Source organism: Marinomonas sp. GJ51-14 (genome assembly GCF_055808695.1).
On record NZ_CM147879.1, the window covers coordinates 3,022,408 to 3,042,017 of the forward strand.

The window sequence follows — 19,610 nt, forward strand, 5'->3', positions numbered from 1 at the left end:
ATAAATTTAAATAAATACAATACGTTGAGACTAACATTCTGGTTTCACTTCGCCTAGATTGAAAGCAGAATATCATTAATATTCTTTAGCTAAGCTAGCGGGGCACATAAGGCCTCAACTCAGAAATTATGCACCAAGCTTAAGTTGATTTTCTGGATTTGCTTTAGAAAAAACACGCTGAAAATTTGCTGCTGTGGCCTCTAGTAACGCCTCATAGCGGATTCCTTTTAAATCAGCTACATATTGAGCGACTTCTGATACATATTTAGGCTCGTTCTTTTTACCACGATAAGGAACAGGAGCGAGATACGGAGAATCGGTCTCGACAATAATAGATTCCAAAGGAAGCTTACGTACGGTTTCTTTTAGCTCTTCAGCAGCCTTAAAAGTCACTATGCCAGAAATTGAAATCAGGTAATTCTCGTCCAACGCCGCTTTGGCCATCTCATAATCTTCAGTAAAGCAATGCAAAACTCCAGCTGTATTAGGATTTCCATATTGCTTAATTAAAGCCAAAGTATCTTCTTTCGCACTGCGTGTATGAACAATGACAGGTAACCCCAAATCCCCAGCAGCTTGTAAATGATGCATAAAACTGACTTTTTGTGCTTCATGAGCCTCTTTGGATGCTTCGTAAAAATAGTCGAGACCCGTTTCGCCAATCGCAATCACTTTACTTTCTTGGGCGTACTTCTTGAGCAACAAATCATCTGTGATCAATCCTTTACTCTCTAATGGATGTACTCCACAACTTGCATAAACACCATCTCGCTGAGTAAAGGCTAAAATGCTCTCCATTTTGTTTAAATCAACAGAAATACTAAGAAGTTGCCTAACGCCTTGATGGTAAGCGGCATCAATAGCGCCATTAAGATTATTGTCGTATGGTGCCAAGTCCAACATATCAAGATGGCAATGTGTATCAATTAACATAGTTGTTTTACCACTGATTCAATTCGTGTGTGAGTTGCATTATGGGGTTTAAATTTGTTTTTTGAAGGTCTGCTTTTAATTTCTGCAGCGCTTGATAGCGAACCATAAGACCTTGGATACCTAAGTGAGCCATCAAGGTAGGATAGATATTTTGTAATGCATTATCTAATGGATCCCCCGTTGAGTGGCAAATACATTGATGCAAAATAGCGGCTAAACCATTGCAATAGTCTTCAATATTATTGCTATCTAAACCTTTTAGCATGACTGGAATAGAAATCGAGCCTTGCAATAAATTATTCAATTGCTCTGGTAAGTCTGCGTAAAGTTTTGCTTTACCCTGTTTCTGAAGTGAAAGTAAGCGAAATGGCTGAGTCGTTAGCCAAAAAAGATTGATCAATTCCTGATTATCAGTTTTTTGCCCTAGCCACTGCTTTACTTCATCTAGATTTGGTGTTGGTACATTAACAAGAAGACATCGACTTCGAATCGTTGCTAACAAGCTAGTGGACTGTGAACTAGTTAGGACAAAATAAGTGCGCTCAGAGGGTTCTTCTAAAGCTTTTAAAACCGCATTGGCAGCATTGATATTCATCGCTTGTGCATGAGTAATCAATACCACCTTGTTATGGCCGACTTGAGGTTTTTGATTTATCTGTTTTACCAACAGGCGCACTTGATCTACTTTTATGCTCGATGCTTCACCATCTAAAACGCGAAAATCTGGATGAGTGTCAGCCCGCATTAAATGACAAGAATGACAGTCACCACAGGCTGCTGACTGCTCTTTTTCGCACATCAAGTCCTTTACCATTTCTCGAGCAAGTTCTTCCTGCCCGACACCATTGGCACCAGTAATCAATAAAGCATGAGACAAACTTTTAGTTTGCTTTAAAACCTGTACTTGCTGTAAACAAGGTACTAACCAAGGTGCTATATTTGCCATTTAAAGATTACCAGACCAAGCATTATTAAGTTGCAATAGTTGTTCTTCGATTTGTTTTTGTACCGCTTCTAAAGATAGGCTCGCATCAACAATTTTTATACGCTTTGGATCCGCATTTGCCCGCTCAAGAAAGCCATCTCGAACCTTTTGATGGAATGCTAGAGATTCCTTATCTAAACGATCTTGAAGTTGACGTTGCACAACTCTCTCTTGACCTAATTCAACAGGAATATCCAATAGTAACGTGGCGTCTGGTTTATTGTTGCCAACAACCCAATTTGCTAATTGATCCAACATAGCAAGGTCGCCTCCACGGGCTTTTCCTTGATAAACATAGCTGGAATCTAAAAAACGATCACTGATGACCCAGATACCTTTTTCTAAAGCAGGTTGGATTTTTTCAGATAAATGCTGCGCTCTTGCAGCGAAAACAAGTAGTAATTCAGTAACGTCATTCACCGCTTCGTCTCGTGGTGTCAAAATCAGTTGACGAATTTCTTCTGCCAAGGGTGTTCCACCCGGTTCGCGAGTCATTAAATAAGGAATACTCTGGGAATCTAGCCATTTCTGAATGAACTGGATTGCAGTCGTTTTACCACTACCTTCTCCACCTTCCAGCGAAATAAATTTGCCTTTCATGTGCTGAACCCTCTACTGCGTTACTTCTGGTGTGGATCGGTAATCTTCACGGCGTTTAAACTGATATTTTCTTACCGCATTATTGTGCTCTCTTAATGTATTAGAAAAAGCATGTGTACCATCACCCTTGGCAACAAAATACAGAGCTTTAGTTTCTCCAGGATTAAGCGCTGCATCTATAGCCTCTCTACCAACATTTGCTATTGGTGTAGGAGGTAGTCCATAAAAGCGATAAGTATTATAAGGAGATGAATCTTGAAGACCTTTTCGTGTCAAATTACCTTTGAATGAATCACCTAGACCATAAATTACTGTTGGATCCGTTTGTAGGCGCATGCCTTTCTCTAAGCGACTAATAAATACACGAGAAATGAGCGATCGCTCCTCAGCAACACCTGTTTCTTTTTCAATAATAGAAGCCATTACCAAAGCTTCGTAGGATGATTTATAAGGGAGGTTATCAGCCTTGCTTTTCCATAATTCATCGAGAGTAGACTTCAGCAATACATTAGCGTGCTTAAGTATACTCACGTCGGTATCACCTTCATGATAACGATAGGTATTCGAAAAAACTGCCCTTCTGGGTGAGAAACATCCAAGCCTATACGCTTTGCAATTTCTTCATTAGATAAGCCTGGTAAAGTCATTGTGATATTACCTTTCTCTACCATAGTGGATAGGAATTCTTGTGTGGTTTTACCTTCCAATAAAGTAATGGAATAAAAAATGGATTGGCCAGAGTTAAACAACTCCATTGCATCCAATAGGCTCATATCTGGTTTAATCGCGTATTTTCCAACCTTGGGCACCCACTCAGGATGCAATCTAGAGACAACTCGAGTTAAAAATGGATAATCAATCATCCCCTGCTGATTTAATGCACTACCTAGGCTATACGCAGTATCACCAGATCGAACTTCAAATGTCTCAACCGTATCTACTGTCATTGGAGTAGTTATAGAATGATAAAGGTAACCAGCAGCAATCGCCCCTAAAGTAAAACCTAAAAAAGCAACACGGTAAAACCACTTAATAAATGCCATGCGGATCCTTAGCTTGCATTGAAACTTGTAATTTTCGAGTATGAACCCCGACAGGAAAAAATTTCTTTCCTGTGTGAGTTGTAATGTTAACCACAGGTACAACTCCCATCAAACTGTTAGTTATAAAAACCTCATCTGCACCAATGATGTCAGACAGTGAAAAGTGACCAATTTGAACTGTGTAATAAAATTGGCTCTCTATAATGGCTTTTCGGTAAGTTCCTTGTACACCAGCATGTTCAAGAGATGGAGTATGGATGACACCATTTTTAAACCAAAAAAGATTACTTTGAATACATTCTATCAGCTCGCCGTCTGTATTAAGCATAATGGCTTCAAAATCAGGAGCCATTAAAAAACGCTTAGCCATGACATTTTCTAGGCGATTTAAATGCTTGATGCCTGATAGAAATCGATTGTTATTAACTGGGACAGGAGAAACAGAAAGAGATACACCTTTACTTTGCTGAACTTGATAATCTGGTGCTGACAGAACACCAATGACAATTGAATGAGTTATTTCTTCAGGAGGTAAGTAGCCTCGCCCCCCTCACCTCGAGTAACCATTATTTTCACCACTGATTCTTCTTTGATAAGGCCTAGCACTTGTGAGCATAAAAAACCGATAAGCTCATTCTTTTGCTCAAACGAAAGCGGCATACCAAGTTTACTTAATCCACGATAAAGACGTACAAGATGATCATCAAGTTGGAAAAAAGTATCAGGGAGAGCTCGAATTGTTTCAAATACACCATCGCCATAGGTAAAACCGCGGTCAGCAATTGAAACTGAAGAATCTAGTCTGTAATTGACAAACCAAGTCATGGCTAAAAACTCAAAAAAGAAGGTTAGCTATGATAGCGTAAAAAAGGATGGCGTCCCATAGGGGGTTCGAACCCCTGTTACCGCCGTGAAAGGGCGGTGTCCTAGGCCTCTAGACGAATGGGACATATAAAATCTTTGAACTGTGGAGCGGGAAACGAGGCTCGAACTCGCGACCCCAACCTTGGCAAGGTTGTGCTCTACCACTGAGCTATTCCCGCACGTTTATATCACTCTACTCTATTCAAGTAATATATTTATCTTGTAAGAAGATAAATGGCGTCCCATAGGGGGTTCGAACCCCTGTTACCGCCGTGAAAGGGCGGTGTCCTAGGCCTCTAGACGAATGGGACATAAACTTTTATTAACACTATTATTACATACGACTAAACTTTCTTCTTAAAAAAAGAAAGTGGCGTCCCATAGGGGGTTCGAACCCCTGTTACCGCCGTGAAAGGGCGGTGTCCTAGGCCTCTAGACGAATGGGACACAATTTAGTTTTGAGAAAACTATAAACATCTCACCCACCTATCATCAATGCGATTGAATCAAGACAAATGGAGCGGGAAACGAGGCTCGAACTCGCGACCCCAACCTTGGCAAGGTTGTGCTCTACCACTGAGCTATTCCCGCACATTGACATCACCCTACTCTATTCAGGAAACATCGAATCCTTAAATTCCGTACACTTTCTTTTCTAAAAAAGAAAGTGGCGTCCCATAGGGGGTTCGAACCCCTGTTACCGCCGTGAAAGGGCGGTGTCCTAGGCCTCTAGACGAATGGGACACAATTTAGTTTTGAGAAAACTATAAACATTTCACCCACCTATCATCAATACGATTGAATCAAGACAAATGGAGCGGGAAACGAGGCTCGAACTCGCGACCCCAACCTTGGCAAGGTTGTGCTCTACCACTGAGCTATTCCCGCACATTGACATCACCCTACTCTATTCAGGAAACATCGAATCCTTAAATTCCGTACACTTTCTTTTCTAAAAAAGAAAGTGGCGTCCCATAGGGGGTTCGAACCCCTGTTACCGCCGTGAAAGGGCGGTGTCCTAGGCCTCTAGACGAATGGGACACAATTTAGTTTTGAGAAAACTATAAACATTTCACCCACCTATCATCAATACGATTGAATCAAGACAAATGGAGCGGGAAACGAGGCTCGAACTCGCGACCCCAACCTTGGCAAGGTTGTGCTCTACCACTGAGCTATTCCCGCATATTGACATCACCCTACTCTATTCAGGAAACATCGAATTCTTAAATTCCGTACGCTTTCTTTTCTAAAAAAGAAAGTGGCGTCCCATAGGGGGTTCGAACCCCTGTTACCGCCGTGAAAGGGCGGTGTCCTAGGCCTCTAGACGAATGGGACACAATTTAGTTTTGAGAAAACTATAAACATTTCACCTACCTATCATCAATGCGATTGAATCAAGACAAATGGAGCGGGAAACGAGGCTCGAACTCGCGACCCCAACCTTGGCAAGGTTGTGCTCTACCACTGAGCTATTCCCGCGTTTTTATATCATTTCACTCTATTCAAAAAACATCTCACCAAGCAAAACCTTCTCATTACGAGAAATATAGGTAAACTAACAACCAACCGTATGAAAGGATGGCGTCCCATAGGGGGTTCGAACCCCTGTTACCGCCGTGAAAGGGCGGTGTCCTAGGCCTCTAGACGAATGGGACATCAATATAATCTTGCTGTGTGAGCGGGTGCGTATATTACTGTTACCAATCTTAAAATCAACAGTTTTTTTCATTAATTTAAGCCACTTACATAAAAAGTCGCTTTAAAAATCAATCGAATGGGAGCTTTTATGCTACACAAACAACTCTTTTTAACATTGTCACTTTCAGCGCTTTTACTGGCTGGGTGCTCTACAACGCATTATATAAGCATCACACCACAGGTTGAGGTAGAAAACTCTGGCCTAACAAACAACAGAGTAATAGACGTATCCACCAGCACTAAACTAACGAGTACAGTTGGTTCGATAAAAACAGGCATTAATGAGTATGCTGACATCTATACGACCAATGACATAAAAGCCAGTATTCGAGATAGTGTATTAAATGGGCTGCGTGAAATTGGTTTTACTCCAGACCAAGGAGTCCTTCCTGCTGCCGACTTAAAAATTGAAATCACCAAAATGAGCTACACTACAAAGGTAGAAACCTTAAAAACCGTAGCAACATTAGATTTTGAGATTAAAGCGGTTCTTGCTGCCAAGGGACAAACTTACAAAGCCAACTACGGATCTCAAAAAATTGAAGAATATGGAACTATGCCTTATCAAGAGGATGTGCAAGACGATATGAATGGCCTTGCAAGTCAAACAGTGAATCGTTTATTGAGTGACCCAAACATCATTACTTTATTGAAAGAATAACTCAATTAAAAGCGGCTAGGTCTGATACTTAGCTGCTTTTAACTTTATCGTTCCAAAAGATCATTATTAAAGCCGTAAGACAAGGTTTCTTGCTTACTCGGGATTTTTCCATTCAGTTGAGTACCTATCGAGCAAATTTTCCGCACAAGCCCTTAGATTAACTCTAAAGCAGATACAAACTTCCTTTTCCATAAAGCTGATAAATAAACAATATTTTCAAGCACTCCAAAGAAGTCTAAATACCTTCCTTATTCGTCTATTGAAATTATCTAATAAAGCCCTACTATGCTCATTAACAGTTTCTTAAGGAGCATAACTATGCGCATCATTCTGTTTTTACTGACCAACTTAGCCGTTATGGTTGTAGCTGGCATTGTTTTAAGTCTTTTGGGTGTAAACGGGTATATGTCTAGCAATGGCTTAGACTTTTCCTCTTTACTTATTTTCTGCGCTGTATTTGGTTTTGCTGGTAGCTTTGTCTCCCTTCTTTTGTCGAAATTCATGGCAAAACGAGGATCTGGCGCAGTTGTGATTGAGCAACCTCGCAACCACAAAGAAGTATGGTTACTTGATACAGTCAGGGAATTATCTCAAAAAGCCAATATCAAAATGCCTGAGGTGGCCATTTTTCCATCCCACGATGCAAATGCATTCGCAACAGGCTGGAATAAAAACGCAGCCTTAGTTGCCGTTTCTAGCGGCATGATGGATCGCTTTTCACCAGATGAGATAAAAGCAGTACTTGGTCATGAAATTGGTCACGTATCAAACGGTGATATGATTACACTTTCGCTTATTCAAGGCGTGGTTAACACTTTTGTTATGTTCTTTGCTCGTATCGCAGCCTACGCGGTAGATCAGTTCTTGCGTAGAAATGACAACAGCAGTTCTGTCGGCTGGGGTTATTATATTGCCACCTTTGTGTTTGAAATCATCTTTGGCATATTAGCCTCAACCATTGTCATGTGGTTTTCTCGTTTTCGTGAGTTTAGAGCAGATGAAGCAGGCGCAAGACTTGCAGGCAAAGGAGCAATGATTGCCGCCCTTGCTCGCTTGCAGCAAGAACACGAAGAAAGTCATATGCCGGACTCTATGCTGGCTTTCGGCATTCGTCGTGGTAGAGCACCAAAATGGGGGGCGTTATTTTCCAGCCACCCTCCTATTGAAGATAGAATTAAGGCTCTTCAAGCACTTTAATATTTTAACTACACACAAAAACGCCAGCATCAGGCTGGCGTTTTTTTTGAATACAAACCCTCTTATTTATGCTTATTGCGCAGAGTCTCAAGAACAAAAGCAGTGAGAGGAATACCAGACTCTTTCGTCAAATTAATAAAGCGAATACCATAAACATAAAAGTACTCAGCTCCCATACGAGTTAAGAACTCATTGTCAGCCATGGTTGACTGAACCTGCTCTAACATCTGAATTTCTTGAGAGCGTATTTCACAATCCAATTTTAATATATGAGTATAAGGACCGACCTTTATATTACAGGCTAACCGCATAGTTTGATTAATAGAACCAAAATCTTCTTTAGAGATAAGTTTCGCACCACCAAGGCTTAAATCAATCACAATGGCGGAAGATGGCTCGGCAATACTTGTTTCTGTTTTATCTGGCTCTAAATTCGATATTAATCGAGTTTCAATACGAGCCGTTTGACGAACCTCTGAAGTATCAACATGATCCGGATGTGCGATATGAAGATGTGCAGATGGCTCTAAATAACTTTTAGCGACTTTACTTGAAAATGCACAAACATGAGTACTTAGCATGAGGCGAATATTAACAAGCTGCCCCTCTCTTACTAAAATATTTTTACCATTCAACCTAGGGCAAGAAAGAATCAATGAGCTCCCAGGAATATTCCCAAGCACTCTGACCACATATCTACCAGGAGGAGAAATAAACTCCAGCTGCACATTTGTTCCTATGGGTACATCAAGATCACCCAAGTCAACCTGCATTACTCCAGCCATGTACTTAACCTTAGTCTTTATGAATATCGATCGAAAAACCCGCCGCACCAAGGAGATTGAATGCAGTACCATTCGACCTATTTACAATACAAGTATTTAGCTCATCCCTTTCCACGTAATGTTTACGTAACCAGTCGAACACATTATTTTCTTTGTTTTCTCGGTACTTATAACGCAATCTAGCATCATCCCTTGCTACATCATAAATAGCATGGATACACCGAGCTAGCATTTCTTCTTGTGGAAAATCAATCGCAATATTGAAAGAGGAAAACCAACCGGCACTTATCGCGTCATGTTTACTAATATCGACAATATCTAAATTCAAATGCTGACACAACGCTTGATATACCATCCATGTGCCTTTCTCTCTACCTTGTTTACTATAACCAGCAATATGTGGCGTTGCGATATCCACAATAGAAACCAACTCCTGATTGATAACAGGCTCTTTTTCCCAAACATCTAATACAAGATGAATGTTACCTTCTAGACGGCGATAACACTCAATTAGCGCGAGTTCATCAATGACACCACCACGTCCAGCTGAAATAATCGCAACCCCCGCAGACAACTTGTTCAATTCATTCTTACCTAGCATTCCCTTTGTTGGGTAATCCCCATCCTTAGTCAGAGGAGCATGCAGGGAAATAACATCACAAGTTAATATCTCTTCTAATGAAACAAAGTTGGCCGATAAAGCATCACTTTCTTTCAATGGGTCATAGACACAAACATGACAACCCATTTCAGCAAAGCGTGCATATACAGTTTTGCCAACATTACCATAACCAATAATGCCAATTTTTTTATCTAACCATTGAAGTTGCTTAGTCATATACAGGTAGCTTAAGCCACTAAATACGTAATCAGCAACAGCCTCTGCATTACAGCCTGGAGCACTACTAAAGGCAATGTCAGCACTTTTCAGGTAGTCTAAATCAATATGATCCACACCAATTGTAGCACTCCCTACAAAATCAACGGAGCTTCCTTCAAGAAGCTCCTTTGATACTTTAGTAACAGAACGTACCAAAAGAACATTTGCGTCTTTTATCTGCTCCCTAGAGAGCGTACGACCATTGACCAGCTCCACCTCTCCCAAATGCGAAAACAAAGCTTGCGCATTTGGCATATTTTCATCGGCTATAATTTTCATATTGCTGTTTTATAAACTCATCAAATACAACGTCAGGAAAACGCTGTGCTAATAAATACTTAGAAAAAGTTTCGGCTCTTTTTGGTAATCCGGAAACAAGATTTTTCTTAACCTGAGCCATAACAGCTTGTTTAAAATGTGAAGCATCATAATCAGGGAAAGCTAAATTATCCACACTCACACAAAATGGTAAACCGGCCGCCCAATGTAATACACATTCGACAGCTTGAGGTTTTACCTCCACACGCTCAAACTCTTTTTGTGTTTGTAAATCCCGTGAATCAGATTCATACCAATAACCGTAGTCTTCTAACAAACGGCGCTCTTCACCTGCAATACACCAATGGCTGACCTCATGTAAAGCACTAGAAGGATAATCAAAGCGAAAATAAACCGTCGCAGGACAATCCAATGTAGCCGGTAGGTAAAGAGGCTCTTCGGCCCCACCAAGAAGACGAGTATTAAAGCTTGAAAGAAATAAGGCATTGAAAACCTCTTCGAGCTGTTTTGCGCTTACCAAAGACGGACTCCAAAATGTAAAGAATTATCACACAAGAAACAAAAATGCGCCATGCAAAGTATCCCACTCTACATGACGCATTTTAGATTTAAGCTTTTACTAAAAATATTTAACTTCGAGCTTAATTAACGACCAATATTTTTTACTCTCTAAAACTCTTACCCCCTAAAGTAACGAGAAGGCACAAACGGCATTGCAGTTTGTTTTAAAGGGATACTTTTACCTCGAACGCTTGCAAACAATGGTTTGTCAGCGGCTAAACTCTCAGTAGAGACATAAGCCATAACAATCGGCTGTGACAAAGTCGGCGAAAAACCACCACTAGTAACAACACCTTGAACTTCACCAGCGGCATCGACTATTTCAACACCTTCACGAACTGGCGCACGACCTTCAACCAAATAACCAACACGTTTTTTGTCTGGTTTATTAGTAAATTGAGGAAGAATCACATCGGCACCTGGAAAACCACCAGCTGCGCTCGCCATCTAAACGACGGATTTTTTGAATTGCCCAATTAATGGACGCCTCTACTGGTGTTGTATTTGTATCGATATCATGTCCATATAGGCACAATCCAGCTTCAAGACGTAAAGAATCACGAGCACCTAAGCCAATCCACTCAACTTCATCAAAAATCAATAAGGCACGAGCAAAGCTTTCTGCCTGTTCGTTAGGGACAGACACTTCATAACCATCTTCACCTGTGTAGCCAGAACAACTCACCCAAATTTCAACACCTTGCCAATCAAATTTAAGGCTTTCCATAAACACCATATTGGCAGCATCAGGAATAAGGCGAGAAAATACTTCACGTGCTTTTGGTCCTTGAACCGCAAGTAATGCTCTATCTTCGATAACCTCAACATCACAATCAACCAAAGATGCTTTCAAATAAGCAATATCCTGTTCTTTACAAGCAGCATTGACAACCATGAACACATCATCCCCCCAATTGGCGAACATAAGATCATCTGAGATACCGCCTTCTGGCGTTGTAAACATACCATAACGTTGCATATTGACAGGTAAATCCAACACATCAACAGGCAAAATTGCTTCAAGAGATGTTTTCACATCTCTGCCTCTTAATATCACCTGTCCCATATGTGAGACATCAAATAAGCCAGCATTTTCGCGAACCCACAAGTGCTCTTTCATAACCCCCAAAGGGTATTGAACAGGCATTTCATAACCAGCAAATTCAACCATTCTGGCACTTGAGACAATGTGTTGATCATATAAAGCGGTACGTTTCATAGGGAAAACCTTAATTAAAATATTGACAAAGCTTGTTTCCAATAGGAAACAGAGTATCTAAAACTAACAGGATATGACAAGTACTAACGTGCATTTATTTGACTAAATTATTATAAAAAGCCTATACCAACAAAGGAAAAAACTGATCAATCGGTCAACTTACTACAGACAGAAAGTTTGAAATTCATCTCGACTTATTGTTTCCAATTGGAAACTTTTTGATTATGATAAGATGAAAATGACGTAAACCGAACAATGATTGACGCTCTTGGAAAGATGATCTTTTTTCATCATCTTAGACTGCCTTAGTGTTATTATACGCAAGACTCATTGTCTTTTGGGCATACATGTTTATTTAAGAGGAAATTCTCCATGGCTAACACCGACGCTTTTTTCAGCCAAACCCTAGCTGAAAGAGACCCAGAGCTTTTTGCAACAATTGTTGAAGAACAAGAGCGCCAAGAAATTGGCATCGAATTGATTGCTTCAGAAAACATCACATCAAAAGCTGTTTTAGAAGCTCAAGGCTCAGTTCTAACCAATAAATATGCAGAAGGTTACCCAAACCGCCGTTACTATGGTGGTTGTGAAGCCGTTGATGTTACAGAGCAGCTTGCCATTGATCGTGCTAAGCAACTGTTTAACTGTGAATTTGTAAACGTACAACCTCACTCCGGTGCTCAAGCTAATGGCGCAGTGATGCTTGCCCTGCTACAACCTGGTGACACTATTTTAGGTATGTCATTGGATGCTGGCGGTCACTTGACTCACGGCGCGCCACCAGCACAGTCTGGTAAATGGTTTAACGCCGTTCAATATCAAGTACACCCTGAAACATTATTGATTGATTATGATGCCATTGAAGCTCAAGCATTAGAATGCAAACCAAAAATGATCATTGCTGGCGGTTCAGCTATTCCACGCGTTATCGATTTCAAACGTTTCCGTGAAATCGCTGATAAAGTTGGTGCTTACCTGTTTGTTGATATGGCACACATTGCAGGGCTTGTGGCAACTGGCGAGCACCCTTCGCCGCTTCCTCATGCTCACGTTGTTACTACAACAACACACAAAACATTGCGTGGCCCTCGTGGCGGTATGATTCTTTCCAATGACCTTGATCTTGGTAAAAAAATCAATTCAGCTGTTTTCCCAGGTTACCAGGGTGGACCATTAATGCACGTTATTGCCGGCAAAGCAGTCGCTTTCGGTGAAGCATTAAAACCTGAATTCAAAGTTTACATCGATCAAGTAGTAAAAAATGCGAAGGCATTGGCTGAAGTAATGATCGAACGTGGCTGCGATATTGTAACCGGTGGTACTGACAACCACTTGATGCTAGTTGACCTTCGTCCTAAAGGCTTAAAAGGCAATATGGCAGACAAAGCATTAGAACGTGCTGGTATTACTTGTAACAAAAACGGCATCCCATTCGACACTGAAAAACCTATGATCACCTCAGGCATCCGTATTGGTACACCTGCAGCGACATCACGCGGTTTCGGTGAAGAAGAATTCCGTAAAGTAGGTCATTTAATCAATGACGTATTGGACGGTTTGGTTGCGATGCCTGAAGGTAACCCAGAAGTTGAAGCCCGTGTACTTTCCGAAGTAAAAGAGCTTTGCGCACGTTTCCCACTTTATCGCTAAAATCATATGCCTAAGAGTGACTGCTCTTAGGCGTTTTTTTAAAGAGGCATAAATTAAATGAGCACTATTCCAGAAAATCTAAAATACGCAGATTCCCATGAATGGGTTCTAGATAATGGCGATGGTACTGTTACCGTTGGTATTACAGATCATGCACAGGATCTACTAGGTGATGTTGTTTATATTGAACTACCTGAAGTTGGTTCAGAAGTAACGGCCACAGAACAGTTTTCATTGGTTGAATCAGTAAAGGCTGCATCAGATATTTATGCTCCTATCAACGGTGAAGTGATTGAAGTAAATGAAGCATTAAACGATTCCCCAGAGTTGATTAACGAATCGCCTTTTGAATCAGCTTGGATTGCAAAAATCAAGCTAAGCGACAGCGCTGATCTTGATAAACTACTGGATGCAGCAAGCTACTCAGCTTCCATCGAATAATATCTAAATTTGCTCTCTTGCCTTCTCGCAAGAGAGCTTATCTTTTCCGTTTTTTAAAATAGCTTCTTAAATAGGTGATCACACTATGACATCGTTCATCCGCGATTTGCTAAACAACGACGAATTCATGGCTCGCCATATCGGCCCTGATGCTTCTGAACAAGCAAAAATGCTAGCAACTATCGGCGCTAACTCGCTTCCCGAGCTGATTGACAAAACAGTTCCTGAAGCCATTCGTCAAGCAAATCTAGACCTATCTGCTGAACCAGTTAGTGAAAGCGATGCACTCATTCAATTAAAGAAAATTGCCAGCCAAAACAAAGTGGCGCGTTCTTTTATTGGTATGGGTTATCACGATACACACGTCCCTTCACCTATTTTAAGAAATCTACTAGAAAACCCAGGTTGGTACACAGCGTACACACCTTACCAGCCAGAAATATCACAAGGTCGATTGGAAGCACTGCTTAACTTCCAACAAGTCATCATCGATCTAACTGGTATGGAAATTTCCAATGCGTCATTATTAGATGAAGCAACCTCTGCTGCAGAAGCAATGACCTTGATGAAACGCTCGAATAGGAAAAAGAGTGATTCTCTTTTTGTTGCCAACCATTGCCTACCTCAAACCATTGACGTCATTAAAACCCGTGCCGAATTATTGGACATTAACGTTATTGTTGACGATATCAATAATCTTGAAAATCATGATGTGTTCGGTGCGATTTTCCAATACCCAGGTATTGATGGCAGCGTAAGTGATTTAACGCCTGTGATTGCCAAAGCACACGAACAAGGTGCATTGGTGAGTATTGCTGTTGATCTATTATCTTTAGTCTTGTTGAAATCACCAGGGGATATGGGCGCAGATATTGTTTTCGGTAGTGCACAACGCTTTGGCGTACCAATGGGATTCGGTGGGCCACACGCGGCATTCTTAGCAACAAAAGACGCATTCAAACGTTCTATGCCAGGTCGTGTTATTGGTGTTTCTAAAGACAGCCACGGCAAACCAGCACTACGTATGGCGATGCAAACACGTGAGCAACATATTCGTCGTGAAAAAGCCACGTCGAACATTTGTACTGCTCAAGCCTTACTTGCCATGATGGCAGGATTCTACGCGGTTTATCATGGCCCTACTGGCCTGAAAAAAATCGCAAACCGTGTTGCCGCTCTAACAGATTGTTTTGCTAAAGCCGTTCAAGCACAAGGCTTAACCACTAACGCCAGTTACTTTGATACGGTTATCATCAACTCAGGTACGCAAACTGACGCTATCATGGCGAAAGGCGAAGCCAAGTTAATGAACTTCTATAAAGTGTCTGACACACAAATTTCTGTTTCCTTAAATGAAACCATCACACCAAACGATCTAATCGATTTGGCGGAATGCTTTGGCGCCAAACTGACGTTAGAAGACGTTACTGGCTCTGATGTGGCTTACGGTTTTGACGCTTCCCTACTACGCCAAGACGACATATTGACACACCCTGTTTTCAACAGTCATCACAGCGAAACCGAATTGATGCGCTACATGCACCAATTAGAAGTAAAAGACATCGCCTTAAACCAAAGTATGATTCCGCTTGGTTCTTGCACAATGAAGCTAAACGCAGCATCAGAAATGATTCCTGTGACCTGGGCTGAATTTGGTCGCATACACCCATTTGCACCGAATAACCAAGTCAGTGGCTATCATACGTTGTTGCAAGACTTGATTGAGATGCTTTCGAAAGCGACAGGCTACGACACCATGTCAATGCAGCCAAACTCGGGCGCACAGGGCGAATACGCTGGTTTAATCGCGATAGACAAATATCACAAATCTCGTGGCGATCACGACAGAAATATTTGTTTGATTCCAAGCTCTGCGCACGGTACAAACCCAGCTTCTGCGGCTCTAGCTGGAATGAAAGTGGTCATCGTCAAATGCGACCAAGATGGCAACATTGATTTGGTTGATTTAGCTGAAAAAGCAGAGAAACACGCCGACGCACTAAGCTGCATCATGGCAACCTACCCATCGACTCACGGTGTATTTGAAGAACACATTCGTGAAGTCTGTGACATCGTTCATAAATTTGGCGGACAGGTTTACATCGATGGCGCCAACCTAAACGCATTGGTTGGCGTTGCGCCTCCAGGTAAGTTTGGCGGTGATGTTTCTCACCTTAACTTGCACAAAACATTCTGTATTCCTCATGGCGGCGGCGGCCCAGGTATGGGACCGATTGGTGTTAAATCTCACCTTGCGCCTTTCTTGCCGGGTCACGCAGTCACACCAGTAATGGGAATGAGCGAACAACACGGTGCGGTTTCTGCAGCACCTTACGGCAGCGCAAGCATTCTGGTGATTACTTGGATGTACATCAAGATGATGGGCGACAAAGGCCTGCGTGATGCGACTCTAACGGCTATCTTGAATGCTAACTACATTGCTAAACGCCTTGAAGATCATTACCCAGTACTTTACACAGGTAAAAACGGTACAGTGGCACACGAATGTATTATCGACATTCGCCCGCTAAAAGCGGAATCTGGCATCAGTGAAGAAGACATCGCAAAACGTCTGATGGATTTTGGTTTCCACGCGCCGACTATGTCATTCCCTGTTGCAGGAACCTTGATGATCGAACCAACAGAGTCTGAGAACATAGAGGAGCTAGATCGCTTCTGTGATTCCATGATTCAGATTCGTAACGAAATCAAAAAAGTTCAATCAGGAAAATGGACACTGGAAGACAACCCGCTCGTTAACGCACCACATACAGCGGATAGCCTTTTGGATATTGAATGGACACATGGCTACACTCGTAAAGAAGCCGCCTACCCATTACCATGGATCAAAGCGCGTAAATATTGGCCACCAGTGGGCCGAATCGACAACGTCTACGGCGACCGCAACTTGTTCTGCGAATGCCCACCGATAGACAGTTATGAAGATTAAAACTTTATAAGCTGAAACTAAAAACGAGCCAAATGGCTCGTTTTTTTATATTAGCTTAAACAACGCAATTATTTCCACCGGGAATGGCAGCTTATGCAAAAACTACATTTTCAAAGAATTTAGCCTTACTCTTTACTTAATGCCCTACCCAATACATAAAAATAATCCCGAAAAGCTTGGTTGATAGCTGCCCTTTGCTGTCCTTGAGGGTAAAGCCCGACTTTGGCTTCTTCTGAGTATTTACTGCCTTTTACTAAGAATCGACTCGCTGGTTTGGCGTCTTCTATGAAGGCCTCAAAGGCGCGGGCGCACATTTCTTCTGGTTTGGAGTAGTAGAAGATATTGTGTTTTTCATCGATGCGCTTAGAGGCTTGGAATAGTTCGCTGGTGTCGTTTCCGTCTGGGCTGAGTAGAATACTTTTGAAACAGTCGCCTAGCAGCGTGTTTAACGGGTGAGATTTGATATTGCTTGAGTCGGGGGCTTGTAGCCAATTATTAGAAGCAAAGCTGGATGATGAGGCGAAATGAAACATTTTATCGCCCATGTAATGATCGTAAGCGTGAAACCATTCGTGTGCCAAGCTCCCTGCTCCAGCGTTCTTCGCCAAGGCTAACTGCCGAGTGGCTGGCATGTAATGCGCTGCGACTCCTCGCTGCCCACCTTTGCCAAATTGAAGACCAAGCGTACTTCGCAAAGAAATAAGCTGCTCAGGTCCTTGTAGAGCATCCATTAAATCGTGCAATGCTTGGTTAAAATGAACCGCAGCGCGATCTCTTTCTTCCGGTGTGACCCAGCGGCCCATTTCGATACCGCGAAAATCAAATTGCCGACGAATCGTCACGAAACTAAGATTTGCTTGCTGTAATGGCATTTTAACTCACAAATAAACGGCAACCCAACACAAGCCGAGTTGCAGATAAAATCAGATAATCTTAGCACTGGGTATTTCTTTAAGCATTAAAATTCCTTTTCCAACATCAAGATTCAATGTTGTCTCAATAAAAATGCCCAATGAGTAAATTCATTGGGCATTTTTATTGAGAAGAATATTCAAATTTGAATATCGAAGGCTTACTCTATCGAAATTAAGCCGCTGTACCACGTGCTGGACGTTCGTTTTTGATGTTGAAAATCATACCGTCTAACAATTCAGCAAGATCCGGCCTCGCTGCTGGGCCATTTGAAATCGCAACAATTTGAACTGCACCATCAGGGCGTACACAAAACAAGCCGGGCTCAGAAAAACGACCATCGGCTTCGTTGGCGCTCAGTGGTTCACTGATGTACAAGCCTAATTTTTTCATTTCACTTTCTTTTAGTTCGCAAGCGACAGGGAATGTCCACCCGAACTCAGCAATGTCTGCCTGTGCTTTTGCTCTTGAATCGGCTGATACTGTCATAATATCAAAACCAGCGTCATACCAAGCGGTTTGCATTTCTTGAAGTGTGTTTAGGTATTTTTTGCAACGACCGCAATGTTTACCACGGTACACTACGATTAATTGCCACTTACCTGAAGCCGCACCAATATCGATTTTAGTACCTGTTTCAACGTATATTGCTGAAAACTGAGGCAAAGCAGCTCCGGCATCTATTTTTTGACTACTCACTAAACATACTCCTGATTTATTTTTGTTTGAAACCTGAACCAGTGTTTCAAATTTATATATAAAAATCATCTTTATCCGAATATTTTAGTAATTTATCCTTTATTGACACATTATTGTTTAAAAACGTAAGCTCACCTAAGTAACTAAGAGAAATAAAACTCTATTCGTAAAAGTGGTTTTTTAGTACTCTCATCGCTCTATCATCATTGAGCCATTACTTTTAACATGTTAAAAAAACTCATCATTTTCACTACTCTGATTGTATTTAATCCAATTCAACTCGTGTTAGCTGCACAAGATTTTACGAATATACAATCTTTAGCCATATTGGCTGACACTGCCTACTTAGAAAAAAAGACATCAGAAACAGAAGCACAGAATAATAAAGTATCGACTACTCAAACTAAGCTTCAAGTAATGACTGAACCGACTCTGGAAAATGCATTACAGGACGTTAGGCAAAAGCTTATCCATCACACCACTATTCCTGAATCACAAGTCAGCTATTTTGTTAGTCAATATGATGGAATACAGACAATTTCGATACGAGGAACAGCAAACTTAGAAAATGCCCTATTAGATTTAAATGTGTCACTACAAACAGATGATGATCTGAATATCATGTTACACCAAGGTTTCGCTTCTGCTGCAAAAGCCGTTTATGACGATGTAAAGCCCTATCTTGATAAACAACAGCCGATTCAAACAACTGGACACAGCTTAGGCGGTGCCATTGCCGTAATATTGGCCATGTATTTAGAACAAGACAATTACCCTTTATCTCAAGTAATTACTTTTGGCCAGCCGAAAGTGACGAACGTAACAGGCGCCAAACAGTTTTCTGATTTGCCATTAACCCGCGTAGTAACACTAAATGACATAGTTCCTTTAGTACCACCGATCAGCCCTTTACAAATTAAAGACTTAGATATTTATTGGCACATGGGGGAAGAGATTATTTTGATGGACAATAATGAATACGCCCAAACAAATGGAGTGAAAAGCATGTTAAGAGCGACTAAATTTGCCTCTGCCATTCCAAGCGAGAAAAACCTATTCGCCCATAAAATGACAACTTATCTTGGTTTGATTAAAGAACAGGTAAAATTACCAAATGAAGTTCCTTACAAAATGAACATCAGTTTATTTGGGATCTCTTTCGACTAACTGAAAATATAATATTTTCCTTGTCGTTGTTTTATTTCTACGTTTATAAAAGAACGACGAAAAAGAAAAACCCTCCGTGAAAC

General features: G+C 41.3%; 18 protein-coding genes, 12 tRNA genes and 1 pseudogene. 6 read left to right on the forward strand and 25 right to left on the reverse strand.

Annotation, left to right across the window (positions count from 1 at the left end):
- Positions 1-126 precede the first annotated feature (126 nt).
- The 19 genes from AC0L3Y_RS14425 to AC0L3Y_RS14515 form a co-directional block, all read right to left on the reverse strand.
- Positions 127-933: a TatD family hydrolase gene (locus AC0L3Y_RS14425; protein WP_473465226.1), complete on the reverse strand. Its 807-nt coding sequence runs from the start codon at positions 931-933 to the stop codon at positions 127-129.
- Between the two features lie 7 nt (positions 934-940).
- Positions 941-1,879, reverse strand: coding sequence for a DNA polymerase III subunit delta' (gene holB, locus AC0L3Y_RS14430; protein WP_473465229.1), 939 nt, complete (start codon positions 1,877-1,879; stop codon positions 941-943).
- Positions 1,880-2,518 (reverse strand): dTMP kinase, encoded by a 639-nt coding sequence (tmk, locus tag AC0L3Y_RS14435; protein WP_473465232.1) that lies wholly within the window; start codon positions 2,516-2,518, stop codon positions 1,880-1,882.
- Between the two features lie 12 nt (positions 2,519-2,530).
- A complete protein-coding gene (gene mltG / locus AC0L3Y_RS14440; RefSeq protein WP_473465235.1) occupies positions 2,531-3,049 on the reverse strand; it encodes an endolytic transglycosylase MltG in 519 nt (172 codons plus the stop codon).
- A complete protein-coding gene (locus AC0L3Y_RS14445) occupies positions 3,046-3,561 on the reverse strand; it encodes an endolytic transglycosylase MltG (protein ID WP_473465237.1) in 516 nt (171 codons plus the stop codon). The genes mltG and AC0L3Y_RS14445 overlap by 4 nt, the downstream gene beginning before the upstream one ends.
- Positions 3,548-4,081, reverse strand: a complete 534-nt coding sequence (locus AC0L3Y_RS14450; protein WP_473470637.1) for an aminotransferase class IV — start codon at positions 4,079-4,081, stop codon at positions 3,548-3,550. Before AC0L3Y_RS14450 ends, AC0L3Y_RS14445 begins: the two co-directional genes overlap by 14 nt.
- Positions 4,078-4,386 carry an aminotransferase class IV gene (locus tag AC0L3Y_RS14455; RefSeq protein ID WP_473465240.1) on the reverse strand — a complete coding sequence of 103 codons (309 nt, stop codon included), beginning with the start codon at positions 4,384-4,386 and terminating at the stop codon, positions 4,078-4,080. The genes AC0L3Y_RS14450 and AC0L3Y_RS14455 overlap by 4 nt, the downstream gene beginning before the upstream one ends.
- 48 nt (positions 4,387-4,434) lie before the next feature.
- Positions 4,435-4,510: transfer RNA gene (locus tag AC0L3Y_RS14460), tRNA-Glu, on the reverse strand.
- 19 nt (positions 4,511-4,529) lie between these two features.
- Positions 4,530-4,604: transfer RNA gene (locus AC0L3Y_RS14465), tRNA-Gly, on the reverse strand.
- 56 nt (positions 4,605-4,660) lie between these two features.
- Positions 4,661-4,736 (reverse strand) — tRNA-Glu (locus tag AC0L3Y_RS14470).
- Between the two features lie 60 nt (positions 4,737-4,796).
- A tRNA-Glu gene (locus AC0L3Y_RS14475) sits at positions 4,797-4,872 on the reverse strand.
- Between the two features lie 69 nt (positions 4,873-4,941).
- Positions 4,942-5,016 (reverse strand) — tRNA-Gly (locus AC0L3Y_RS14480).
- Positions 5,017-5,093: 77 nt separating this feature from the next.
- A tRNA-Glu gene (locus AC0L3Y_RS14485) sits at positions 5,094-5,169 on the reverse strand.
- A gap of 69 nt (positions 5,170-5,238) precedes the next feature.
- Positions 5,239-5,313: transfer RNA gene (locus tag AC0L3Y_RS14490), tRNA-Gly, on the reverse strand.
- Positions 5,314-5,390: 77 nt separating this feature from the next.
- Positions 5,391-5,466, reverse strand: a tRNA-Glu gene (locus AC0L3Y_RS14495).
- Between the two features lie 69 nt (positions 5,467-5,535).
- A tRNA-Gly gene (locus AC0L3Y_RS14500) sits at positions 5,536-5,610 on the reverse strand.
- A gap of 77 nt (positions 5,611-5,687) precedes the next feature.
- A tRNA-Glu gene (locus AC0L3Y_RS14505) sits at positions 5,688-5,763 on the reverse strand.
- Positions 5,764-5,832: 69 nt separating this feature from the next.
- Positions 5,833-5,907: transfer RNA gene (locus AC0L3Y_RS14510), tRNA-Gly, on the reverse strand.
- 100 nt (positions 5,908-6,007) lie between these two features.
- Positions 6,008-6,083, reverse strand: a tRNA-Glu gene (locus tag AC0L3Y_RS14515).
- A 131-nt stretch (positions 6,084-6,214) separates the two neighbouring features.
- Between AC0L3Y_RS14515 and AC0L3Y_RS14520 the strand changes: the two genes are divergently transcribed.
- Both AC0L3Y_RS14520 and htpX read left to right on the forward strand, forming a co-directional pair.
- A complete protein-coding gene (locus AC0L3Y_RS14520) occupies positions 6,215-6,787 on the forward strand; it encodes a YajG family lipoprotein (protein ID WP_473465244.1) in 573 nt (190 codons plus the stop codon).
- Positions 6,788-7,105: 318 nt separating this feature from the next.
- Complete coding sequence (gene htpX / locus AC0L3Y_RS14525; RefSeq protein WP_473465246.1) at positions 7,106-7,984, forward strand: protease HtpX; 879 nt, start codon at positions 7,106-7,108, stop codon at positions 7,982-7,984.
- 62 nt (positions 7,985-8,046) lie between these two features.
- Here the strand turns inward: htpX and AC0L3Y_RS14530 are convergent, their stop codons facing one another.
- The 4 genes and pseudogenes from AC0L3Y_RS14530 to gcvT form a co-directional block, all read right to left on the reverse strand.
- On the reverse strand, positions 8,047-8,769 hold the full coding sequence (locus AC0L3Y_RS14530; RefSeq protein ID WP_473465250.1) for a flagellar brake protein: 723 nt from the start codon (positions 8,767-8,769) through the stop codon (positions 8,047-8,049).
- A gap of 10 nt (positions 8,770-8,779) precedes the next feature.
- Positions 8,780-9,928 (reverse strand): 4-phosphoerythronate dehydrogenase, encoded by a 1,149-nt coding sequence (locus tag AC0L3Y_RS14535; protein ID WP_473465254.1) that lies wholly within the window; start codon positions 9,926-9,928, stop codon positions 8,780-8,782.
- Positions 9,909-10,448, reverse strand: coding sequence for an elongation factor P hydroxylase (locus tag AC0L3Y_RS14540; RefSeq protein ID WP_473465258.1), 540 nt, complete (start codon positions 10,446-10,448; stop codon positions 9,909-9,911). The genes AC0L3Y_RS14535 and AC0L3Y_RS14540 overlap by 20 nt, the downstream gene beginning before the upstream one ends.
- Positions 10,449-10,606: 158 nt before the next feature.
- Positions 10,607-11,708, reverse strand: a pseudogene (gene gcvT, locus AC0L3Y_RS14545) (glycine cleavage system aminomethyltransferase GcvT).
- Positions 11,709-12,080: 372 nt separating this feature from the next.
- Here gcvT and glyA point away from each other — a divergent pair.
- The 3 genes from glyA to gcvP all read left to right on the forward strand — a co-directional run bounded on the left by glyA (position 12,081) and on the right by gcvP (position 16,749).
- Positions 12,081-13,358 carry a serine hydroxymethyltransferase gene (gene glyA / locus AC0L3Y_RS14550; RefSeq protein WP_473465260.1) on the forward strand — a complete coding sequence of 426 codons (1,278 nt, stop codon included), beginning with the start codon at positions 12,081-12,083 and terminating at the stop codon, positions 13,356-13,358.
- 57 nt (positions 13,359-13,415) lie between these two features.
- A complete protein-coding gene (gene gcvH, locus AC0L3Y_RS14555) occupies positions 13,416-13,799 on the forward strand; it encodes a glycine cleavage system protein GcvH (RefSeq protein WP_473465262.1) in 384 nt (127 codons plus the stop codon).
- Between the two features lie 85 nt (positions 13,800-13,884).
- Positions 13,885-16,749: an aminomethyl-transferring glycine dehydrogenase gene (gene gcvP, locus AC0L3Y_RS14560; protein ID WP_473465266.1), complete on the forward strand. Its 2,865-nt coding sequence runs from the start codon at positions 13,885-13,887 to the stop codon at positions 16,747-16,749.
- Positions 16,750-16,874: 125 nt separating this feature from the next.
- Here gcvP and AC0L3Y_RS14565 read toward each other — a convergent pair whose 3' ends face one another.
- Positions 16,875-17,621 (reverse strand): CLCA_X family protein, encoded by a 747-nt coding sequence (locus tag AC0L3Y_RS14565; protein ID WP_473465269.1) that lies wholly within the window; start codon positions 17,619-17,621, stop codon positions 16,875-16,877.
- A gap of 214 nt (positions 17,622-17,835) precedes the next feature.
- Positions 17,836-18,360 carry a redoxin domain-containing protein gene (locus AC0L3Y_RS14570; RefSeq protein ID WP_473465272.1) on the reverse strand — a complete coding sequence of 175 codons (525 nt, stop codon included), beginning with the start codon at positions 18,358-18,360 and terminating at the stop codon, positions 17,836-17,838.
- Between the two features lie 225 nt (positions 18,361-18,585).
- Here AC0L3Y_RS14570 and AC0L3Y_RS14575 point away from each other — a divergent pair, with 225 nt between their 5' ends.
- Complete coding sequence (locus tag AC0L3Y_RS14575) at positions 18,586-19,527, forward strand: lipase family protein (RefSeq protein WP_473465276.1); 942 nt, start codon at positions 18,586-18,588, stop codon at positions 19,525-19,527.
- Positions 19,528-19,610: the final 83 nt, after the last annotated feature.